We start from the raw sequence: 15,981 nt of genomic DNA, 5'->3' as shown, positions 1-15,981 counted from the left end.
GAGTCACGTCGATGACGTTCTGGAATCTGTACTTCATTCTGAAGATCTACCTGTTCGCGGCGGGTCACCTGAAGCCGCTGTGGATCGCCAACATCGGCGTCGCGCTGGCGCTCGCATTGAGTTCGCCCGTGAGGCGGCGCGGCTGGCGATGGCTGCGTCATGCGCTCGCGCTCGCGATCGGCGTGCCGCTGATGTACTACGAAGCGGACGTGCCGCCGTTCGCGCGGCTCGTCGAGACACTCGGCAGCCTGCGCTCGTTCAGCTTCGGCTACTGGATGGAACTCGTGCCGCGCTTCGTGCCGCCGATGCTCGCTTTGATCGCGCTCGGCGTCGTGATCGGCTATCTGATCGTCAACCGCTGGCTGCGCGTTGCGACGTTCGTGTTGCTCGCGCTGATCGCGCTGCCGGTGTGGCAGGCGGGCAGCGCCGCGCTCGCGCGCTTCGACGCGGCTGCGGCCGCCGCCGCGAAGCCCTCCGATCTCGCCCGCGCCGCGCAGCCGCAGGATGGCAACGCGGCGCTCGCCGCGTTCCGCTCGCAGGAATCGCAGCGGCAGGTGACGTTCGGCCGGCCGCCCGCCGATCCGGCGACACAGTTCGACGTGATCGTGCTGCACGTGTGCTCGCTGTCGTGGGACGATCTCGACGTCGCGAAGCTGCGCAATCATCCGCTGCTCGGCCGCTTCGACTATCTGTTCACGAACTTCAGCACGGCGGCGAGCTACAGCGGGCCGGCCGCGATTCGCGTGCTGCGCGCGACGTGCGGACAAGAGGCGCACGCGGACCTGTACAAGCCCGCGCCCGCCCAGTGCCACCTGTTCAAGCAACTCGCGGACGCCGGCTTCGCGCCGCAGACACTGCTGAACCACGACGGACATTTCGACAATTTCATCCAGTTGATCCACGACAACATCGGCGTGCCGAACGCGCCGATGATCTCGAACGCGGACGCGTCCGTCGCGATGCACGCGTTCGACGGCTCGGCGATCAAGGACGACTACGCGACGCTCGCGAACTGGTACGCGAAGCGCGGCGCGACGGCGGGCCCGGTTGCGCTGTACTACAACACGATCAGCCTGCACGACGGCAACCAGTTGTCGAGCGGCCGGATGCCGAGCCTCGAATCGTATCCGCTGCGCGCGCGCAAGCTGATGGACGACTTCGACCGCTTCGCAGGCCTGATCGCCTCGTCTGGACGGCGCGCGGTGATCGTGTTCGTGCCCGAGCACGGTGCGGCGCTGCGCGGCGACACGAAGCAGGTCGCGGGACTGCGCGAGATTCCGACGCCGCGGATCGTGCACGGGCCGGTCGGCGTGCGGCTCGTCGGCTTCGCGGGCGACCATGGCACGACGACTGTGATCGACGCGCCGACCAGTTTCCTTGCGGTCGCGCAACTGCTGTCGAACCTCGTGTCGAACAGCCCGTTCAAGCCGGGCGTGACGCTGTCGCAATACGCGGCCGATCTGCCGCGCACGCGGATGATCGGCGAGAACGAAGGCACCGTGACGATGACGACCGCGACGGGCTATGCGGTGAAGACGCCGGACGGCGTGTGGATCGACGAAAAATGACGCATTCGAATCGGAACGCGGCCGCGCGCGACAAAGGGCCGCTGCCTGCAAACGACATCGCGGGGCTCGCGCGCCACGTGCCCGAGATCGATCCGGTGCGCTACCTGGACGAACAGGCGCGGCTCGCGTACCGGGACGCGCTCGATCGGTGGCCGGTGCTCGCGAAGCTGATGGGGCTGGCGGATTGACGTCCGGCGGTGGCGTGACGTAGCGTGGTCGCTGTCGCTGTCGCTGTCGCTGTCGCTATCGCTGTCGCCGTCCGGCGTCGTGCGAGACGAGCGCGCAGCGCCCATGCTGCGCATCGGTCGCGGAAGCGGCGTGTGGGCGCGCGACGCGATCGTCGGCCGATGCGTGCCATCGGCGGAGCGGCGTCGGGCACCACGCACACTACGCGGTCGCCCACACGTCCGTCATTGAATGGACCGCTGCAGTTCGACGGTTTGCGGACGCTCGAAGATCTGATCGGGTGGCCCGCTTTCCCACACGCGCCCCTGGTGCATGAACACAACCGTGTCGTCGACCGCGCGCAAAGCGCATTTCGTGCGTCACCATGACGAGCGTCATGTCTTCGCGCGCGCGGTTCTCGACGACGCCCAGCACTTCGCCGAGGAGCTCCGGATCGAGCGCCGACGTGATTTCGTCGCACAGCGGCGCGGCCGGCTTCATCGCGAGCGCGCGGGCGATCGCCGCGCGCTGCCGCTGGCCGGACAACTGTTCCGGATAAATGCTCAGCTCGAAGACGGCCGTGGTCGCTTACATACGATCGAGCGACAAGGAGGCGCAAACACTCATGGTAGGCGTGCAGTATTCAGCAAGCCATTCCCGCGCTCTGTCGTAGTCCTTTCGCTGGTCGGGCGTCAAGCTGCCCATGCCTTTATAGGCCTGCGTCAAGCCAAAATAGGCCCAGATGTTGCCTCTGAAATTCGTGTACGGGATACGGTCCGGGTCGTTGCCGCCGAGCGACTGGTGAAGCGTGTCGATCGCTTTGTCATAACGACCGAGGCCGATCAGGAGTGCGGCGAGGGTTTGCCTGACCGGGACCATCCAGTAAGGCGGCTCGTCATAGTTCATGGCGTCCTGCAGATTGGCTGAGTGTTCGAGAGCGCGTACCCCGCTTTGCAATTTGCCTTTCATTTGGTCGATCCGTGCTTGCGCGATCGATTTCATGATCTGCGCTGCCTGCTGGTTCATCATTTCGTCGCGCCGCTCCTTCTCGAATGCGGCCACGTCCTTCACAAGTTTCGTGTACGCATTTTGCGCACCGCGATCATCGTGGTTACGGACGTATGCAAGCACTTGTGCGTAGTCCCAGGAAACGCTCGAAAAGCGCCAGTCCTTTTGCGTCCCGTCAGGCGGTGGTTGATTGATGATGTCGTCCGCAGACATGAAATACGGTAGCGCTTGGTAATAGACGCCGCGATAGCGGTCGGTCCGGAACGTAATGCCCTCGCCCTCCGATTTCAAGAGGCGGTCAGCCGCCCATTTCATGTTCGCAACGTTGCCCGTCATGATCGCCGAAGCAAGCGCGAAATGAATGTTGTGCCGGTAGTAGCCCCAGCGATAACGGTCGCCGTCCGGGTGATCGATGCCGCCCGGGCGCCCGGCATCGACCTTCTCGAAATATCCGTCATCCTTTAACACCGCGTCCCGATTGGCCTCGAACGATTTCTGATGTTCGCCGATGCGGTAATAGATGTGTGAGGGCATATGGACCAAGTGGCCCGCATCGGGCGCCAGGCTGGCCAGCTTTTTCGCAAAATCCGTCACATCGTTCGGCTCCTCCGATCCTTCGCGAATATGGATATACCAATGAACGAGCCCCATGTGACCGGAATGTTCCTTCAGCTCGTCTTTGATCGCGGTGACTGCCGGAGGAATGTCTGGGTAGGCAGCGTTCCCCTGATGATCCCAGTATTCCCAAGGCTTACGGTTCATCACTGCGTCCGCGTACAGCGTTTGGATGTCGGGATCGTCCGGGTACTTGTGGGCCAGCGTGGTCATCGCCTCGGCGTAGTCCTTGTTGCGCCGGTCCTGGCGCTCGCGTTCGCGGGGAATCTGCCGATGCGCTTCATAGCGCGGCAGCAGCGCTTCGACGAGCGAGCGCTCCTTCTGATCCGCATCGGCTATACGAAGTGCTTCCTCGAGCTTCTGTTGCGCGATCCGGCGATCCGGTTCCGGCTGATCGATCTGATTGATGTTCACGCCCAGCGACATCGCGATCCCCCATCGGCACATCACGCAGTTCGGATCGCGCTTGAGCGCGGCTTCGAACGCGCGGTATGCTTCGCGAAGGTTGAACGCGCAGTAAAAGCGCAAGCCTTGATCGAAGAATGCTTGCGTCTCCGGGTTATTTGTCTTGATTTTTCTCGTCAGATCCCCGAGTTGGAAATCCGTCGGAGGCTCGGGATCGTTGGCCGCGATTTCCGAGAGCGCGAACGATATCTTGCTGCCAGGCGGCGCGCTCATCATGTGCTCGCTTCCCATGTCCTGCATGCTGTGCACAGCAGCCGTGGCATGCATGTCGCCTTTAGCCGCGGACATCGCAAAAGGCGTGCTCAGCGCGGTCACAAGACCGGCCGCCCAACACAGGCAAGCTTGTCCAAGCCGGTTTCGACGGTTGTCATTGGCGGAGGAACGCGAGTGATTTTCGGTTGTTTTCATTGCACGCTCTCCTGGAAACGTGAATGTCGATCGACTACCGTGCGGGCAGGCCGCCGCGCCAAGGGCCAATCGCAACACCCTCATTCGCGCGAGGAACGTGCTCACTGCGCAGACGGCGATTACCCGTGTCGTGACCCGGGAGCGGTTGCGGCTGCCGCACGAGATCGACGGCTCGGACAGCGCGTCCTGTGCGCCGAGCCTGGCCTGAGCGCTCGACGCTGACAACGATCGCCTCGTACAAACGCGGTTCGCGTTGCACGAGGCGTCCATGATGCGGCGTGTCTATCCCGACAAGGCAGAGCGCTTGATCCGGTGGGCGTTCGTTGAACGCGGCCGGACGTTGTCGAAGCTGACCACTAAGGATGCGATTGCCTACCACGCGTGATCACGGCGGCATACACTGTGCGCCGGATTGAGCTTTCATCTCGGCGCGTCATTCCCCGCGGACCACTTTTATAAAATGGGTTCCCGCGTTTGGGGCCGAGCGGATTACGCACCGTGACGGTGTCGTATGCTTCCTTGTATCCCGCTGCCTCCTTCGCGTGGTTGGCCTCGTCCAGATCCAGCTTGACCGGCCATTCGATCACCACGTCTCCGCTCCAGGGAGTTGGATAAGATACAGGGGGGGCGAATTCGTCGTAGCCTATGGAATTGATGATGACGGTGCCGCTCTCGTTCTGAAAGACAACTCGCAGCTTGTCGATGTTCTTGGGATCCGTGGTTGGACCGCCTGATGCAATGCCATCCACCTCATAGAGCTTGGCGTGCGGATACTGCTCGGTCACTTTACGGACTGCGAGTGTCACCCTTCCTTTGAAACCGAGAATTGTTGTCGACACGTTGGTTTCCTCCATTGAGCGTGGGCCTTTGCAATACCACGGGAATTGGCTTGTCTTCTCGTTACACACTGCGTATTTAAGGCACCCGGCGACCGAAATTCAACCAGAAAAAAGTAGTGGGATTGCGGCAGGTTTGCCGAGTGCCACGGCTACCGCAGGTGCGATAGCGTTTGCCTGGCTGAGCGCAATCCGTTCCACTCCGCGCTCGTCGATGGCGAAAATTATCTCGCGCGATGCCGGTTCTCGCCTAGCGAGGCTCGGCGCGAACGCGCAGGGCGACGTAGTTGATTCGGCAGTCTTGATCCGCGCGCGCCGATGCGCCGAAGCCCGCGATCCGTTCGTTCCGCCGGCGGCGAGGCCGAGACGGTGCGCTGCGCTGCGCGATCTTTCGCACTCGCCGCAGTTGCCGTAAGCCGGCCGCTCAATACGGCCGATCGCCGACGATCGTCGCGCGATGCATCACCCGATGCGCCTTGCCGTAGTCGTTCACCGCGTAGTGAATCGTCGAGCGGTTGTCCCAGAATGCGACGTCGCCGGCCTGCCAGCGCCAGCGCAGCGTGAACTCGGGCCGAGACTGATGCGCGAACAGGAAGCGCAGCAGCGCAGCGCTTTCTTCCTCAGGCAACGTGTTGATCTCGGTCGTGAAGCCGTCGTTGACGAACAGCGCGCGGCGCCCGCTCTCCGGATGCGTGCGCACGACGGGGTGCGTGACGGGCGGATGCTTGATGCGCGTTTCTTCCCAGCGTGCGCGATCGTCGGCCGTGAGCCCGAAGCGCTTCAACGGAAACGACTTCGTGAAGTCGTGCTGCGCGGTGAGGCCCTCGAGCTGCGTCTTCACGCGATCGGACAACGCATCGTATGCGGCGAAGCCGCTGCCCCACAGCGTGTCGCCGCCCGTCTCGGGCAGCGTGCGCGCGGCGAGGATCGACGCGCGCGGCGGCGTCTCGGCAAACGTCACGTCCGTATGCCAGATCGCGTTGTCCTTCAGATCGAAGACTTCGTTATCGAGCACCATGATCTCGCGCGCATCCGGATGCGACGGATAGATCGGGTGAACATGCAGATCGCCGAATCCGGCCGCGAAATCGCGATGCTGGACGGCGCTCAGGCGCTGATCGCGGAAGAACAGCACCTGATGGTGCGCGAGCGCGTCGCGAATTGCGCTGCGAACGTCGTCGTCTACCGCATTCGCAAGGTTCACGTTGTCGACGATCGCGCCGATCGCGGGCGTCAGTCGGGTCAGTTTCAGTCGAGTCATCGTCGATTCGGATTCGGTGCCGGCATCGGCATTGGCATTGGCATTGGCATTGGCATCGGCATCGGCATCGGCATTGGCGAGGCAGCATGCGTGCGCGGCCGACGCTCGCGCGCCGCTTGTTGCGGCGGATCGGGAAGTGTCGCAAAACACGTTCGTCCGGTGAACCAACGAAATTCGCATTGCTTATTTGATCGCCGGGATTGCAGCCGGCCAGGCGCGAACGCGGAATGCGCCGTCTCATATCCTTCGCAGATTTCGTTGTTTAACAGACGACATGCATCCCGGTAATCTCGACGGCCATCCGAATTCAACGCACCCAGAAGAAGGCCCTCATGATTCTCAAGCGCATCCTTGCCGCCACGATTCTCGCCGCCGCCGCTTTCTCCGCCGTTCATGCGCAGTCCGCGCATGCCGACACGGTGAACGTCGCCTATCAGTACGGCGCGGATCCGGCGAAGCTCGCGCAGGCGGGCGCTGCGTACGAGAAGGCCACCGGCTGGAAGATCAACTGGCGCCGCTTCGATTCGGGCGCGGACGTCGTCGCGGCGCTCGCGTCCGGCGACGTTCAGATCGGCGACGTCGGCCAGAGCCCGTTTACCGCGGCGGTGTCGCGCGGCGTGCCGATCCAGGCGGTCGCGCTGAATGCGATCACCGGCGTGTCGGAGGCGCTCGTCGTGCGCGGCGGCGCGCACATCGACAAGCCGGGCGACCTCGTCGGCAAGACGATCGCGACGCCTTACGCGTCGAACTGCCATTACGCGCTGCTCGCGGCGCTCAAGCACTGGGGCATCGATCCGCGGCGCGTGAAGATCGTGAACCTCGGGCCGACCGAGATCGTCGCCGCGTGGGAGCGAGGCGTGATCGACGCCGCTTACACGTGGGACCCGGCGCTCGGTCGCGCGAAGGCAAGCGGCGGCAAGGTGCTCGTCGATTCGGCGGAGGTCGGCAAGTGGGGCGCGCCGACGTTCGATCTCTGGGCGGTGCGCAGCGACTTCGCGCAGGCCCATCCGGACTTCGTGTCGAAGTTCGTGAACGTGACGACGCAGGCGATCGCCGACTATCGCGCCAACGGAAAGACGTGGGCGAGCGCGTCGCCGCAGGTCGCCGCGATCTCGCGCCTGAGCGGCGCGACGACGGGCGACATTCCGCAGCTGCTCGCCGGCAATCTCTATCCGACCGCGTCCGAGCAGGCATCGCCCGAGCTGCTCGGCGGCGGGACGGCTGCCGCGATCGCATCGACTGCGCGCTTCCTGAAGGAGCAGCGCAAGATCGACCGCGTGCTGCCCGACTACCGGCCGACGGTGACGGACCGGTTCGTTCGCGCGTCGGTCGCGGCGCGCTGATATTCGACGGAGCGGCATCGATATGGCGAAGCTCGCTGCGCAGCATGTGTCCGTCGTCTACGAATCGCGCCGCGGCGCATTGACGGCGCTCGAGGAGGTGTCGATGTCGGTCGGCAGCAACGAGATCGTCGTCGCGCTCGGCGCGTCCGGCTGCGGCAAGAGCACGCTGCTGTCGTTGCTCGCGGGCTTTCAGCGGCCGACGTCGGGCCGCGTGACCGTCGACGGCGTGTCCGTCGCGGGACCGGGCGCCGATCGCGGCGTCGTGTTTCAGGACGACGCGCTGATGCCGTGGCTGAACGTGATCGACAACGTCGCATTCGGGCTGCGGATGCGGGGCATCGGCCGCGACGCGCGCGACGCGCGAGCGCGCGAGGTGCTGCGGCTCGTGAAGCTCGCGGGCTTCGAGCAGCATCGGATCGACGAGATTTCGGGCGGGATGCGCCAGCGCGTCGGGCTCGCGCGCGCGCTGGCCGCGGATCCTTCGTTCCTGCTGATGGACGAGCCGCTCGGCGCGCTCGACGCGTTGACGCGCGAGCACATGCAGACGCTGCTGCTCGACGTATGGCGTGCGACCGGCAAGGGGATTTTCCTGATCACGCACAGCGTCGAGGAAGCGGTGCTGCTCGCGACCGAGCTGCTGATCCTGTCGCCGCGGCCCGGGCGAATCGTCGCGCGCCATTCGCTCGACTTCGCGCGGCGCTACGCGGACGGCGAGTCGATGCGTTCGATCAAGAGCGATCCGCGCTTCACCGAAATCCATCTCGCGCTCGTCGAGCGACTGATGCGGGAAACCGAGGAGGTTTGACTTTGGCCTCGACCGAACAGAATCCCAATCTGACGTTGCCGCTGCCGGCGGCGGGCACGGGCGCGGCGTCGCGTGAGCGCCGCCGGCTGCGTGTGCATGCGGGCCATGCGGCCGCAATCGCGACTTGGGCCGCGCTCGTCGGCGGCTGGTGGCTCGCCGCGCATTTCGAATGGGTGTCGGCCGCGCTGCTGCCGAGCCCCGAGGCGGTGCTGCGCAAGCTCGTCACGCTGAGCACCGAAGGCTTCGACGACGCGACGCTCGGCCAGCACTTGTTCGCGAGCTTGTCGCGGATGACGGCGGCGTTCGCGCTCGCGATCGTGACCGCGATTCCGGTAGGCATCCTGATTGCGACGAACCGGATCGTGCGCGGCGTAGTCGATCCGATCGTCGAGTTCTACCGACCGATTCCGCCGCTTGCGTACTTGCCGTTGATGGTCGTCTGGTTCGGGATCGGCGATGCGTCGAAGATCCTGCTGATCTATCTGACGATGTTCGCACCGCTGACGATCGCGACTGCCGCAGGCGCGAGCGGGGTATCGGAGAGCCGCTTGCGAGCGGGCGCATCGCTCGGCGCGACGCGCTTCAGGCTGTTGCGCCATGTCGTGCTGCCGAGCGCGCTGCCGGACATCCTGACGGGCGTGCGCATCGCGCTCGGCGCGGGCTGGTCGACGCTCGTCGCGGCCGAGCTGATCGCGGCGACGCGCGGGCTCGGCTTCATGGTGTATTCGGCGTCGCGCTTCCTCGTGACGGACGTCGTCGTCGCGGGGATTCTCGTGATCGGCGCGATCGCGCTCGCGCTGGAGATCGGGCTGCGCGCGTTGCAGCGGCGATTGACGCCGTGGCGGGCTGAATAGCGCGGCTCGCAGTCGATGCGGCCGGTGTGGCTTGCGGACGGCGATCGATTCGTTTGCGATCGCGCGCGGTGCGATGCCGTGACAGTTGATCGCAAGCCAACGCGAACGCTTGTCGGCGCGATGACCGAGATGCTTCGACCGGTCGCGACACCATAACAAGCGCCGCCGTCCGCCATCGATCTTCCCGATCGACGGCGAACGGCCACGCACATCGCATCGCTCAATGCGCGTCGTGACGCCGGCCGCCGACGATCGGCGTCGCCGAGCCGTGCGCCGCCGACGCTTCGGATGACGAAGCACGCAAGCGGCGCGCCCTGAAGATCGCGCAGCCCTTCGACGACAAATCGAGCAGGAACGACTTCAGCGCGTTCTCGTCGGGGATCGGATTGCGGCCCTTGCCGATCCGATGGAGCTGCCGCGTGTACCAGGTGACTTCGAGCGAGCCGAGATCGTCGAAATACTTGATGCCGGTGCTGAGCGGCTTCACGCGATGCCGCGTCTCCTCGCCGCGCAGCAGGCGCGCGGGCGCGTCGGGCTCGATCGCGAGAATGCGGCCGAGGCCGATCAGATCGAGTGCGCCGTCGCGCAGCGGCGCTTCCATGCCGGCGAGGCTGCGGAAGCCGCCCGTGACCATCAGCGGCACGTCCACTTCGGCGCGCACCTTTTCGGCGAATTCGAGGAAGTACGCCTCGCGCGCCATCGTCGACGTCTTGCGGTCGCCACGCTGCATCACGGGCTCCTCGTAAGTGCCGCCGGAAATTTCGATCAGGTCGATGCCGGCTTTAGAGAGTGCACGGATCACGTCGAGCGATTCGTCTTCGGTGAAGCCTCCGCGCTGGAAATCGGCGGAATTGAGCTTGATGCCGATCGGAAAGTCTCGACCGACCCGGCGCCGCACTTCCTCGTACACCGCGAGCACGAAGCGCCGGCGGTTTTCGGCGCTGCCGCCCCATTCGTCGGTGCGCCGGTTGTGCTGCGGCGACAGGAACTGGTTGATCAGATAGCCGTGCGCGCCGTGCAGTTGAACGCCGGTGAAGCCGGCCTTCTGCGCGATCGCGGCGGCCGTCCCGTAGCGGCGGATCAGGTTCTCGATCTCCGCGCCCGTCAGTTCGCGCGGCACGAGAAAATACCGGGAGAGCTTCGGCCCGAAGCCGATCGCGGACGGCGCGACCGTCTCCGCGTTGAGCCCGCGCATCGCCTGCTTGCCCGGATGGTTGATCTGCATCCAGAACTCGCTGCCGTGCGCCTTGCCGGCCGCCGCCCATTCGCGCAGCTTCGGCAGGTCGCGCTCGTCTTCGATCACGACGTTGCCGGGCTCGCCGAGCGCCTTGCTGTCGATCATCACGTTACCGGTGACGAGCAGCCCCGCACCCGAATTCGACCAGCGCCGGTACAGCGCGATCAGCTGCGGCGTCACGCGGCCGTCGTGGCCGCAGAGCGCTTCGCTCAGCGCCGATTTCGCGAGGCGATTCTTCAGCACCATGCCGTTCGGCAAGGTGAGCGGCTGCGCGAGCGATGGGCCCGCGGCGGAATTGGGACGGGACATGTCGTGACGCTCCGGTTAGGTCGACGGCCAATTATTCATCGAAAAATGTTACATCGTTCGATGTAATGATGGATCGTAGGTTCAAAATCAGAACTGAGTCAAGTCGTAATGCTGCGGATGTCGATGGGGGCCGGATCGCATGACGGAGCTGGGATCGGCCTGCATGGACGCATCGGGATGGCGGCCGCTGCACTGGCGGCGCGGCGGCGCGCGTGACCGGAGGCTCGCGGCCGGCGGCAGCGCGAACGCCGGCGTGCAGGCGAATGAGGACTCTTGAGACGGTGAGTACCGAGCGTCCGGCAAGATCGGCTGCCTCGCGGCCAGCCGGCCGAGGCCGTGGCCATAAGAGCCTTGGCGGACAGTCAGCGAAGTTGGCGGAGGCGGTCCAATCGGACGGCGCGTGGCCTCGGAAGACACCCGAGCGACGCCGAACGGCGAGCGATAAAGCGAGCCGGCGCGTCGGACGTCGGACATGGAGAAATCGGCAAAAACGACAAGACGCGCGTCTCGCCCCGACGCGCTCGCGTCAATGCATCGACAGGCACGACGCGCACTGCATCCGGCCGAACGGCGCGAACGCGAGGCGCGGCAATTCGACCGAGCACGCGGAGATGCTGCCGCCCGCGTACGGCGCCGCGTTGCCGAGGCGCTGCAGCGCGAATCCCGAGCGCCGGTACAGGCGCTCGATCGACAGCGACATCACGCCGACCACGCGCGTCGCGCCGAGCGACGCGGCCACCGAGAGCACCGACGGAAAGAAATCCATCCCGAGCGATTGGTGCTCGGTCGCGCGGCGGCGCCGGCGCGATGCGGCGAAGCGCGACATCTCCCAGACCGTCGGCGATTGCGGCGCGGGCGCCGAGCCGAGCAGATGCGGAAAGACATCGCGCAGCAGGTACGGGCCCGTCGTCGGCAACAGGCGCGCGTAGCCGCATACTCGACGCGCGTCGTCGAGTGCGACGACGTGGATCGTCGACGGACCGTCGAACTCGTCCCATTCCGCGTGATCGTCGCGCGCGTGGGCCGCAATCGTCCAGCCGAGCCGGCGGACGAACACGTCGTAGCGATACGCGCCGAGATCGGCCTGAACGTGCGGCGGCAGTTCGTTCAATCGGCCGGCGATGATGTATGACATGGCGCTTCGTTCTCCGATGGATCGATCGTCGGCGTGAAGATAAGGCGCGTGCGATCGCGTATGAGCGGTGATGGTTGAGAGACGCGCGCGTCGCCGTGACGACGATCCGGCCATGCACTGAACGCGCGCCGCATACGAACGCGACATGTCCTCGCCGCTGCATGGCGACGATGGCGACGGCGTACGGAATGGCGTTCGACGCGGCTCGATCAGGATTCCGATGCAATCGGCCGATCGCGTCGCGTCGGCGCACGACGCGGCGGGCATGACGGACGGCGTTAACGCATCCGGATGGACGGTGAATTCATGGAAAAATCAGCCCTTGTCGCGTCGCCTTCACGGCGGCGAACGTGCGGCTGCGCGTGTTGAGCTTCTCCATCGCGTTCTCGATGTGGAAGTCGACCGTGTACTTGGAGATGTCGAGCATGTTCGCGATGACCCACGACGACTTGCCGCGCGCGACCCAGGTCAGGCATATCTGCTCGCGATCCGTCAGGTGGACGGAAGGCGGCATGGGGCGGCTCGTCCGCATGCTCTGGAATTGCAGATGGAACTGCATGCTGAGCAGATAGGCGTTGCGCCATTTCGCTTCGGCGTCGTGTGTCGGCGCGGTGCCGGACAGGTTGATCAGCAGCACGTGTCCGAGCGGCTGATGAAGCGGAATGCTGATGCCGTTGTCGAGGCCCGCGTCCTCCGCTTCCATCAGCAGGTTCCGTTCACGCAGGTTCGACGTCGCGACATCGCTCCATGAGAACGGCGTGCTGTACCGGAACGCCGCGCGAGGGACGGGATCGATGTCGAAGTAGTCGTTTCGCGTGTAATGCTCGACCCATTCGGACGGGTAGTGCAGCGAGACGACGTTGACCGACGTGGAATGCGACGTGCCCGACAGCTCGACGATCGCATGATGCTGATAGCCGATCTGCAGCGCCGCCTGCCTGAAAGTCTCGGTCAGCGTGCGGACGTCGCGCGATTCCGGCAAGGCGGCGGAGAACATGGGTGTCGAAGCGCTTTCTCCCGACGACGATCCCGCACCGTCGTCCCCACCTGTTCGATATTCGCGTTGAAGCAGCCTGCTCAATTTGCATGCCCCCGTTATTGAAAATCAAGACTTTCGAAAGTGCCGTGTACCGAGTTGGGGACGCGTCGCCAATGAAAATCGGATAACGCAATGACGTTGAAATTGTCCGGAAATAATATCAAATGTAATAACGATTGCAAGAGCGGCGTTCGGATAATCGGCGATTCATTTTGAGGTGGCGTTCGATATTTTTATCTCGATGCCCCAGGTGTTTTTCGCTGTCTGCAACGATCCGGCCCATGTGGAGACGGGTTGCGGCCTGTTCGATATGGTGCCCGGCATTTAAACCGCCGGCTCGATGCAATAGGCGAGTTCATTTCGTTTTTGCGTGGACGAAATTTTTGTGCGAGCCGAGTAAGTGCCGTATCGTTTCACGAAATCGCTGTCAGTAGGGAATGGTATCGAGTAAATATTCGAACGGATTCGGGTTTATTAGATGTGCGGTAAATTCTTGTTTTCCGTCGAGGAATGACGCGCGAATATATTCGTGGCGGAACGGAAACCGGCGCCGGGAATTGATTCGGCCGAATGCGGGCGCGCGCGGCCGTCGCGCATGCCGCTAAGCGCTCGTGGACGTGAGCGCGGCAATTCAGCGCAGCGCACCGAGCGGGCGAAATATGGTTGTAAGCGAAGGTCGCCGCGTCGTGCGCGCGAGTCGCGCGGCATGGGTGCCGGCGGCGCGCGGCAAGGTCGATCTGAAACGCCGCGCGCCGGTCAATCGCCTCGCATGGCAGGCTCGCCGTCAAAGCGTTTCGACGAGGTTCGCCGCATCCGCGCGCAACGCGACGCGGTCGAATTTCCCGTTCGGGTTGTGCGGCAGCGACGCGCGCGCCGCGATCGTATGGGGCACCATGTATGGCGGCAGTTGCTTCGCGCACCACGTGCGCAGCGCATCGGGCGTGAACGAGTCGACGGACAGCGGCACGACGACGAGTGCGATCGCCTCGCCGAGCGCGTCGTGCGGCACGCCGAGCGCGACGGCCTCCGCAACGAGTCCGCTCGCGTACGCGACGTTTTCGATCTCTTCCGGGCTGATCCGGTAGCCGGAGCTCTTGATCTGCGCATCGTTGCGGGAGACGAAATAGAGAAATCCATCGTCGTCGCGGCGCACGAGATCGCCCGACCAGACGGCCGTCTCACGCTGCGCGCCGCCCGGCCGCGCCTCGGGCGACGGCCGATAGCGGAGCGCGGTGCGTGCCGGATCGTTCCAGTAGCCGAGCGTCACGCACGCGCCGACGTGAACGAGCTCGCCGACCTCGTTCGGCGCGCATGGCGCGCCGTCCTCGCGCACGACGAGAATCCGTGCGTTCGGCACCGCCTTGCCGATCGAATCGGGCCGGCGATCGACTTCGGCGGGATCGAGATAGGTCGAGCGGAACGCCTCGGTCAGCCCGTACATCAGATATGGCAGCGCATGCGGAAAGAGGCCGCGCAGCGCGTGCAACACAGGTTGCGGCATGTGGCCGCCGGTGTTCGCGAAATAGCGCAGCCGCGCGCGTGCGTCGTCGGGCCATGCGGCGCGCGAGAGCTGGATCCAGAGCGGCGGCACGCCCGCGAAGCCGGTGATCCGTTCGCGCCGGCAGATGTCGACGACGTCTGCCGGCATCAGATAGTTGACGAGCACGGCGGTTGCGCCTGCGGCCCATGCGGTCGTCAGTTGGCTGAGGCCGGCGTCGAAGCTGAGCGGCAGCGCAGCGAGAACGCGGTCTGCGGCCGTGTGACGCAGATAGTGCGCGACGCTCCATGCGCCTTCGAGCAGATTGCGATGGCTGAGCATCACGCCTTTCGGGCGGCCGGTTGAGCCGGACGTGTAAAGGAGCGCGGCGAGATCGGTATCGATCGTGTCGGCCTGCAGTGACGTTGCCGCGCTTGCGTGAGCACTCGCGGCAGACTCGGGCGGCGCGTCAGCCTGCATCCATCGCAGATACGTCGTGCGCGAGGACGGCGTCGGCGCTTGCGTCTTCGTATCGGTCAGGATCACGTACGGAATGGTCGCGAGCACGTCGTCGCCGAGAATCCGTGCGCGCAGCGACGACGTGACGATGCCGCGCGCTCCGCTGTCGGCGAGGATGTGATTGACCTGATCGGGCTTGAGGATCGGATTGATCGGCACGAACACGACGCCTGCGGCGGCCGCGCCGAGCATCGCGACGACGGCCTCGACGCGCTTGTCGAGAAAGATTGCGAGCCGCTCGCCTGGCGCGATCTCGAGCGCCTGCAGCCGCTCGGCGAATGACAGGCTCTGCGCGGCGAGTGCGAGATAGGTGAGCCGAGTGTCGTCGGCGACTAGCGCCTCGGCATCCGGCGTGCGGGATGCCGCTTGTCCGACCAGATCGAAGAAATTACGCATGGTTCCACCTCCGTTCCGAATCACGAGCGGCGCACGTCGAGCGATGTTGCGAGGCCTTCGGTGGCTAACGAGCGTCGCGCGAACGCGGCCGATCCTGGCTGCCGGCAAGAGTAGCGAATAGGCGGCGCGTGCGGCGGCCTCGCAAGGAGGTAAATTGGCGAACGGGGTGGTGCCGAACATTGGCGAGTGCGATCGATTCGTTTTCGACGTCGCGCTAGCACACGCGAAACATGAATGCGTCGCTGTGGAGGAGACTGTCTGCTCGACGTTATCGTTAATTATCCTGATGAATTTCGTTTCGCAACGCAAGCAAACCTTTCGATTCGGTTGCATGTGTGGCATGCGTGGACATGTCGGATGATCGAGCGGCGCTCGGCGGCGCGATGATCGAACCGTGAGTGCGAACGTGGATTCACTCTTGCTCGTCGAATCACATGGCCGATGCCTGTGCCGCGCGGCAGATGGATGCATGCGCAACCATTACATTCGACACGGCCGATTCGCCGAGCGAGAAGAGGGAGGCGAATGCGAATCGACGTGC

Annotated in this window: 12 protein-coding genes and 1 pseudogene; 5 read left to right on the top strand and 8 right to left on the bottom strand. The window is 64.7% G+C overall.

Annotation, left to right across the window (positions count from 1 at the left end; translation table 11 throughout):
• Positions 1-11 precede the first annotated feature (11 nt).
• Both bcsG and WS62_RS04885 read left to right on the top strand, forming a co-directional pair.
• Positions 12-1,568 (top strand): cellulose biosynthesis protein BcsG, encoded by a 1,557-nt coding sequence (gene bcsG / locus WS62_RS04890; RefSeq protein WP_066568449.1) that lies wholly within the window; start codon positions 12-14, stop codon positions 1,566-1,568.
• A complete protein-coding gene (locus WS62_RS04885) occupies positions 1,565-1,756 on the top strand; it encodes a hypothetical protein (protein ID WP_066568446.1) in 192 nt (63 codons plus the stop codon). The genes bcsG and WS62_RS04885 overlap by 4 nt, the downstream gene beginning before the upstream one ends.
• A 222-nt stretch (positions 1,757-1,978) precedes the next feature.
• On the opposite strand, the pseudogene WS62_RS32600 reads toward WS62_RS04885, so the two are convergent.
• The 4 genes and pseudogenes from WS62_RS32600 to tauD form a co-directional block, all read right to left on the bottom strand.
• Positions 1,979-2,291, bottom strand: a pseudogene (locus tag WS62_RS32600) (amino acid ABC transporter ATP-binding protein); the annotation flags it as partial.
• A 30-nt stretch (positions 2,292-2,321) separates the two neighbouring features.
• A complete protein-coding gene (locus WS62_RS04880) occupies positions 2,322-4,229 on the bottom strand; it encodes a tetratricopeptide repeat protein (RefSeq protein WP_231748194.1) in 1,908 nt (635 codons plus the stop codon).
• A gap of 356 nt (positions 4,230-4,585) precedes the next feature.
• Positions 4,586-5,083, bottom strand: a complete 498-nt coding sequence (locus WS62_RS32595; protein WP_231748193.1) for a hypothetical protein — start codon at positions 5,081-5,083, stop codon at positions 4,586-4,588.
• 406 nt (positions 5,084-5,489) lie between these two features.
• Positions 5,490-6,326, bottom strand: a complete 837-nt coding sequence (gene tauD, locus WS62_RS04870; protein WP_066568638.1) for a taurine dioxygenase — start codon at positions 6,324-6,326, stop codon at positions 5,490-5,492.
• A gap of 332 nt (positions 6,327-6,658) precedes the next feature.
• Between tauD and tauA the strand changes: the two genes are divergently transcribed.
• From tauA to WS62_RS04855, 3 genes are read left to right on the top strand one after another with little or no spacing between them, the layout of a single operon-like run.
• The gene (gene tauA / locus WS62_RS04865) at positions 6,659-7,669 is read left to right on the top strand and encodes a taurine ABC transporter substrate-binding protein (RefSeq protein ID WP_066568444.1); all 1,011 of its coding nucleotides are present in this window, start codon (positions 6,659-6,661) and stop codon (positions 7,667-7,669) included.
• Between the two features lie 22 nt (positions 7,670-7,691).
• Positions 7,692-8,474 (top strand): taurine ABC transporter ATP-binding protein, encoded by a 783-nt coding sequence (locus WS62_RS04860; protein ID WP_066568442.1) that lies wholly within the window; start codon positions 7,692-7,694, stop codon positions 8,472-8,474.
• Positions 8,475-8,476: 2 nt separating this feature from the next.
• Positions 8,477-9,328: an ABC transporter permease subunit gene (locus tag WS62_RS04855; protein ID WP_066568441.1), complete on the top strand. Its 852-nt coding sequence runs from the start codon at positions 8,477-8,479 to the stop codon at positions 9,326-9,328.
• Between the two features lie 220 nt (positions 9,329-9,548).
• On the opposite strand, the gene WS62_RS04850 is transcribed toward WS62_RS04855, so the two are convergent.
• The 4 genes from WS62_RS04850 to WS62_RS04835 all read right to left on the bottom strand — a co-directional run bounded on the left by WS62_RS04850 (position 9,549) and on the right by WS62_RS04835 (position 15,440).
• Positions 9,549-10,874 (bottom strand): NADH:flavin oxidoreductase/NADH oxidase family protein, encoded by a 1,326-nt coding sequence (locus WS62_RS04850; protein ID WP_066568439.1) that lies wholly within the window; start codon positions 10,872-10,874, stop codon positions 9,549-9,551.
• Between the two features lie 526 nt (positions 10,875-11,400).
• Entirely contained in the window at positions 11,401-12,009 is a 609-nt protein-coding gene (locus WS62_RS04845; RefSeq protein ID WP_066568436.1) for an acyl-homoserine-lactone synthase, read from the bottom strand.
• Between the two features lie 304 nt (positions 12,010-12,313).
• Positions 12,314-13,006 (bottom strand): LuxR family transcriptional regulator, encoded by a 693-nt coding sequence (locus WS62_RS04840; protein ID WP_066568433.1) that lies wholly within the window; start codon positions 13,004-13,006, stop codon positions 12,314-12,316.
• A gap of 826 nt (positions 13,007-13,832) precedes the next feature.
• Positions 13,833-15,440, bottom strand: coding sequence for an acyl-CoA ligase (AMP-forming), exosortase A system-associated (locus tag WS62_RS04835; RefSeq protein WP_066568430.1), 1,608 nt, complete (start codon positions 15,438-15,440; stop codon positions 13,833-13,835).
• Between the last annotated feature and the right edge of the window lie 541 nt (positions 15,441-15,981).

Source organism: Burkholderia sp. ABCPW 14 (genome assembly GCF_001523835.1).
Classification (GTDB): Bacteria; Pseudomonadota; Gammaproteobacteria; order Burkholderiales; family Burkholderiaceae; genus Burkholderia; species Burkholderia mayonis.
The sequence above is the reverse complement of the archived record's forward strand: the minus strand, read 5'-3'. Positions and strand labels throughout refer to the sequence as shown.

What these genes read in the sequence shown, in the direction of transcription:
- bcsG (WP_066568449.1), top strand. Translation starts at nt 12, where the DNA reads ATGACGTTCTGGAATCTGTACTTCATTCTGAAGATCTACCTGTTCGCG.
- WS62_RS04885 (WP_066568446.1), top strand. Translation starts at nt 1,565, where the DNA reads ATGACGCATTCGAATCGGAACGCGGCCGCGCGCGACAAAGGGCCGCTG.
- WS62_RS04880 (WP_231748194.1), bottom strand. Translation starts at nt 4,229, where the DNA reads ATGAAAACAACCGAAAATCACTCGCGTTCCTCCGCCAATGACAACCGT.
- WS62_RS32595 (WP_231748193.1), bottom strand. Translation starts at nt 5,083, where the DNA reads ATGGAGGAAACCAACGTGTCGACAACAATTCTCGGTTTCAAAGGAAGG.
- tauD (WP_066568638.1), bottom strand. Translation starts at nt 6,326, where the DNA reads ATGACTCGACTGAAACTGACCCGACTGACGCCCGCGATCGGCGCGATC.
- tauA (WP_066568444.1), top strand. Translation starts at nt 6,659, where the DNA reads ATGATTCTCAAGCGCATCCTTGCCGCCACGATTCTCGCCGCCGCCGCT.
- WS62_RS04860 (WP_066568442.1), top strand. Translation starts at nt 7,692, where the DNA reads ATGGCGAAGCTCGCTGCGCAGCATGTGTCCGTCGTCTACGAATCGCGC.
- WS62_RS04850 (WP_066568439.1), bottom strand. Translation starts at nt 10,874, where the DNA reads ATGTCCCGTCCCAATTCCGCCGCGGGCCCATCGCTCGCGCAGCCGCTC.
- WS62_RS04845 (WP_066568436.1), bottom strand. Translation starts at nt 12,009, where the DNA reads ATGTCATACATCATCGCCGGCCGATTGAACGAACTGCCGCCGCACGTT.
- WS62_RS04840 (WP_066568433.1), bottom strand. Translation starts at nt 13,006, where the DNA reads ATGTTCTCCGCCGCCTTGCCGGAATCGCGCGACGTCCGCACGCTGACC.
- WS62_RS04835 (WP_066568430.1), bottom strand. Translation starts at nt 15,440, where the DNA reads ATGCGTAATTTCTTCGATCTGGTCGGACAAGCGGCATCCCGCACGCCG.